Source organism: Anaerovibrio sp. RM50 (genome assembly GCF_000622005.1).
In the GTDB taxonomy this organism is placed as follows: Bacteria; Bacillota; Negativicutes; order Selenomonadales; family Selenomonadaceae; genus Anaerovibrio.
The window spans coordinates 1-5,314 of record NZ_JHWV01000033.1 but is presented as its reverse complement, the minus strand read 5'-3'; the positions used below and the strand labels follow the sequence as shown (position 1 = coordinate 5,314).

Here is a 5,314-nt window from a genome sequence, read left to right as displayed (position 1 = left end):
ACATCATCTTTTAGGAATCCAAAACACTTAATATAACCACCGAAGTGGCCAACCCAGCTAAAAATGGCCCCATGGATATCACCTCCTCATAATCTCAACATCATCTTTTTTAATCAAAAACAAATATATCCGGATGCATATTCTCACCTCCTCTGTCTTATGTTTTTTATCCTTACAGTATATATATCACCTTCCTTCGCTCTAAACTTTCCATTTTTATATTTTTTTCTTTAGCTTAGTAACCAGCTTACCCAGTTCACTGCTTTCACCTCCTTGTCTTCTGATTTATTCTTACACTATATATATCAGCCGGAATATCTTAAAAGTTTCCAGGCGCACTAAAAAAATCCTGATATTTAGAAATTGATCTAAATACCAGGATTTTTATTATGCCGCAAGCAGCATTCCGTGCCAGCATTACTACTACTGTTGTTACCTCCTAAATATATATGTTTCAATGCCGCAAGCGGCATGAGTTCGTTGCAACTGTACCCCCTGGGAACCCGCATGGATACTGAACTGAAAATGGCATTTTGGAGCGGTTTCAGGGGGTTCAAATCTCACTCCAACTTATTGATTCTGTTAACTATTTTATCACACTCAAAACCATAAGTAAAACAGCCGCCATCATCCAGTTCCTGGAATCCAGCGGCTACCTTTTATAACCAAACATCAATATTCACCTCTCAAAAACATACAAATGGACCTGCACCCGGCAAAGGAAACTCCTCCATAACGAAGCCCATGGTTTTCACCTCCTTAAAAATCAAACACTATTATGCCAACATCGCTAACGACAAAGGAACATCACCATCAAATATTATAGATAAATCTGCTATTAACATATATTTCACCTCCTTACGAAACTGAAAACGTTATTCATCTTCATCATCTTCTTCCTCCAACACTTCCAAAACCACTAATGCACTTACTATTCCGCCAACAAACCACCACATAGATTTCACCTCCCTGCTTAAAAAATTACGTTCTTACACCATATATATCAGCCGGTATATCTAAAAAGTTTCCAAGCACGCAAAAAATCCTGATATTTAGAAATTGATCTAAATACCAGGATTTTTGCCGTTTGCATCCAACTTAATCAATATTTGCGGGCTTTTTCCAATAATGCACACTTTGCGCAAAGATATTTATATTTTCCTTTGCCAAAAAAATTAGATACATAGGTTTTGGTCAGTTTTTCCTTGGCTCCACAAGCCTCACATTCGGTGGGTGCAGTGAATATCTTTTCTAAATCTTCAAATACAGAACCATCCTTTGACACTATTATTCCCCTCCGTTCGTAAGAATTAAAATTCAATAACAGTTGGCATACACATCATATTTTCCTTATAACGATAGTAAAAAACACTAAGCAAATGAAGCTTAGTGTTTTTTGTTTATCCTAAATGCCGCAAGCGGCATTAGCCCTGCGCAAAGTTCAAATCTCACTTCAACTCATTGATTCTGTTAACTATTTTATCACACTCAAAACCATAAGTAAAACAGCCGCCTTCATCCAGTTCCTGGAATCCAGCGGCTATCTTTTAGAACCAAACATCAATATTCACCTCTCAAAAACATACAAATGGACCTGAACCTGGCAAAGGAAACTCCTCCATAACGAAGCCCATAGTTATCACCTCCTTAAAAAACAAACACTGTTATGCCAACATCGCTAAGGACAAAGGAACATCACCATCAAACTTTATAGAAAAAGCTGCTATTAACATATATTTCACCTCCTTACAAACCTGACATAATTACTCATCATCTTACTCCAACACTTCCAAAACTACTAAAGCACTTACTATTCCGCCCAAAAACCACCCCATAATTATCACCTCCTTGTCTTCTGATTTATCCTTACACCATATATATCAGCCGGAATATTTTAAAAGTTTCCAGACGCACTAAAAAAAATCCTGGTATTTAGAAATTAATCTAAATATCAGGATTTTTGCTGTTTAAAAGCCGCAAGCGATGCGAACTCATTGCAACTTCTTTGGATTAGAAGGCTATTTCCTATTGATAACTAGCAATATATCTTGCTAATTCTGCATCATAGCTGTATTCATACCCAGAAGGACGGGTATCATCCCCTAACATATACCTCGATTCATTAGGTCTTATTTTTAGTCTGTCAATAACCTTAAAATATCTTGTATCACCATCTGCACAGGTCAAATATAAATCTTCAATATCTGCATTATGGATATTATCGCTTGTATATACCTCAGTAAAAGCGAACTTTCCACTTCCCAATTCGCCATTATGGATAATATCTGCTATTTGTCCTGCAACGTAATAGGTTCTGTCGATAGTTGATACCCTATCATTACCTTCTATAATCCCTGTTCCCATAAAAGGCTTGCCGTCCAAGTAGAATTTTTGATTACTGAAGGTTACTCTGCCATAGGAATGCTCAGAAATTTGCTTTTCCAGTCTACGGATGCGTTCAAGTGTATCAGGGTGTGGATTATAATCATCTGCCACGACTACATTAACGCCTTTGAGATCATATCTTTTTTCATGCTTATCCAACCGATAGAGGAAAGAAACCAAACTGCCGGGAGAAAATCTTGTGCTGTTATTTAAAAAGGATACTGCCTGCTTGTCCGCCAAATACTCCCCTTCAACAGAGAACCGGGCATTTGGGGCAGTTTTATTGTAAGCGATATCCGTCATCAAAGCCGCAAGATTTTGGGCTGAAGGGCTGTCCCAATCACTCCCCAATAATTCTTTTAATCCTCTTTCCCCATATAAAGCATCTATCTTCCGTTGAAAATCCCGGTTATACCAGTGGGAGGCTTCATGGGCAATAACAGCCGCAAGCATAGAGTATTGATATAAGCTATCCGGGCTGTAATTACAAAGATTGTGATAATCTATCTTTTCGATTGAAGGGATAGTCATGGTGAAATCAATCATTTGAGTTGATAAAAAAATCCGTCCGGAAGGAAGGGTTACTGCATCCACCTCATTAACCGAGGATTCCTTAATAGGATAAAGATAACGGGAATGAACTCCGTCATTAAAATTTAATGTAGTTGGATTCATTTCAACCAGTTCTTTTTGTATGGCATAAATAAAATCATTATGCCAGGAACGAACTCCATTGGCATATTCATCTTCAATATAATTGCCATAAAGGTGTTCAGTTTCATCGCTGATGACATAAGCTTCAGAAACATTGGCTGTGAATAATGAAGCAACCAGAGCCAAAGCCATAAAGCATGCTATTATTTTCTTCTTGGGGTTTATAATTAATTTCATTTATATATTCCTCGCATTATAACAAAAGTTCTACGTAAACTATTATACCAAAACAGAAAAGGAACTACAGCTTCATATTTTACATCACTTGAGAGGTTTGCACAATCCGAGCATCTATCATCCATTCATCTGCATATACCGGTTTCTTTTCTACAAACTGGGATGCATCACATATTGATACACGAGAAACCAGCAAAAATGCCAAACACATCGTCCATACAATAAATTTGCCTGCACCCATTATATCCCCACCTCATTCATATTATCTACGCTAATATTCTTCAACGCTCAATCCTCTGCGGCGTCGTATATTCCCTTGGCAACAGTCATTTCATTATATCTGGAGCTGGAAGGGCTTATCCCTTTGAGCCCCTCTTTTATAGATCTATTATAATAAGATTCGTCCAAATCCACCCGGTCAATTATTAGCTTAACGCTGCCCCCGCTTTTCTTCGGACAGTTAACATACACATATCCGCTGTTTTTAGAGCCCCTAGTTCCACCATTGAAATCGTTTGCTGATATATATCTGATATTTCTCTTCTTGAATACACCACTCTCCACCGCAGAAGCAATCTGCCCCGCTATATGAAAGGTTCTGTCCTGGGCCAGGCCGTTATTCTCATTGTCCAGAGCATAGCCAGCTGGATAATTGCTCATCCCTTCATTGAACAGCTTACCATTTACCTCCAGCACATATTCATATTTGCTGTAACTCTGGTTCAATTTATTCGTATACTGATAATATTTCTTCATCTCAGCCTTGGAATAATTCCGCAGTTTAACCTTCCCATCGGACATTTTCTTAATATAATCCTGGGCCTTCTTCATACGGCCGAAGCTGGAAGGGTGTGTTTTGGATTCCTTCCATGGGTCCTTGTTCTTAAGTCTGAGGGTATTTCCGCTTCTATAATGGTAGGCACAAATATCCCCAACCCCATAAAGAGTCATTTGACTCATCATCTTCATAGCCGTTTCATCTGCATCCCGTTCATCGGGCTTGGAATAGCCATTGACAGCCAGATTGTGAACGAACATGGCAGCTCCCAGCTGTACAGCAGCTGCATTTGTGGTATGGGGAGTAAACATTCCAATAACCTGCCCCAGTATATTCACCTTACGGTTCTTATCCATGCGCTTTAAATAATCCTCATTTATATGGTGGCTGAACTCATGGCACAGGACGCCCATAATCATACCGTTGGCATACAGTCCTGTAGTATCAGGATCAGAGCCCCTTTTCTTATACCCTGAAATATAGCCAGCATTTTCATAGGTACGGCAAAAATCAAGCATGGACTTGGTAAATACCATATAGCCCCCCGGATACATAGATGCATTGGTTGTGCCATTGTCAATTACCACCACATCATTATCAACCCAGCGCTTATGCCTGCCATCATCGAAATTAAGCATCTTTGGAAACATATAAACCACATTCTTGTACAGCATGGACAACCCAGCATCCTTATAGTGCTCCTTGGACAATACCTTCTCCCAGTAGGCATTGTAACCATCATTTCTCTCCTGGGCGCAGGTTATCATATAGGCCTGGGCATGATTGATATTGTCTGTTGTCACAGAGCCGGTGAAAATTGCCGCAGTCAACAGAGCCACTGCCAGTGTCTTTTTCATAATACCCACCTTCCGATAAAATCACCGTTCGCAAATTATCTTTTGGATATTATATAAAAAAATATTCACATAAACCATTAAACCAATATTAAAAAGAACTACAGCCATTAACGGATGTAGTTCTTTTTTAGTTGGGCGTATTGAGTGTTAGGACGCAAGCGGCATTTGCCCTGCGCAATTTGTTGCAGGAATGAGCATGAAGGAGATAAAAACTCTATTTAGGTTTCAATGCCGCAAGCGGCATTTGCCCTGCGCAATATTACACAGAAGAAGAATGGAAAGAACTGCACCCGTTTCAATGCCGCAAGCGGCATTAGCCCTGCGCAATACCTAATAGATACTTGTCCTGAATTGCTTCAAAATTCGAGTTTCAATGCCGCGTGCGGCATTTGCCCTGCGCAAT

4 protein-coding genes and 1 CRISPR repeat array are annotated in these 5,314 nt (G+C 39.3%); all 4 genes read right to left on the bottom strand.

Annotated features, from left to right (window positions below; translation table 11 throughout):
• Window positions 1-1,102: 1,102 nt before the first annotated feature.
• Entirely contained in the window at window positions 1,103-1,285 is a 183-nt protein-coding gene (locus T525_RS0111085; protein WP_027407240.1) for a hypothetical protein, read from the bottom strand.
• Between the two features lie 740 nt (window positions 1,286-2,025).
• Window positions 2,026-3,276 (bottom strand): M48 family metalloprotease, encoded by a 1,251-nt coding sequence (locus T525_RS0111080; RefSeq protein WP_027407239.1) that lies wholly within the window; start codon window positions 3,274-3,276, stop codon window positions 2,026-2,028.
• 79 nt (window positions 3,277-3,355) lie between these two features.
• Window positions 3,356-3,517 (bottom strand): hypothetical protein, encoded by a 162-nt coding sequence (locus T525_RS16410; protein ID WP_156945770.1) that lies wholly within the window; start codon window positions 3,515-3,517, stop codon window positions 3,356-3,358.
• Between the two features lie 47 nt (window positions 3,518-3,564).
• Window positions 3,565-4,911, bottom strand: a complete 1,347-nt coding sequence (locus tag T525_RS0111070) for a M48 family metalloprotease (protein WP_027407238.1) — start codon at window positions 4,909-4,911, stop codon at window positions 3,565-3,567.
• A 143-nt stretch (window positions 4,912-5,054) separates the two neighbouring features.
• Window positions 5,055-5,314: direct repeats of the CRISPR family, unit length 36 nt; unit sequence GTTTCAATGCCGCGTGCGGCATTTGCCCTGCGCAAT.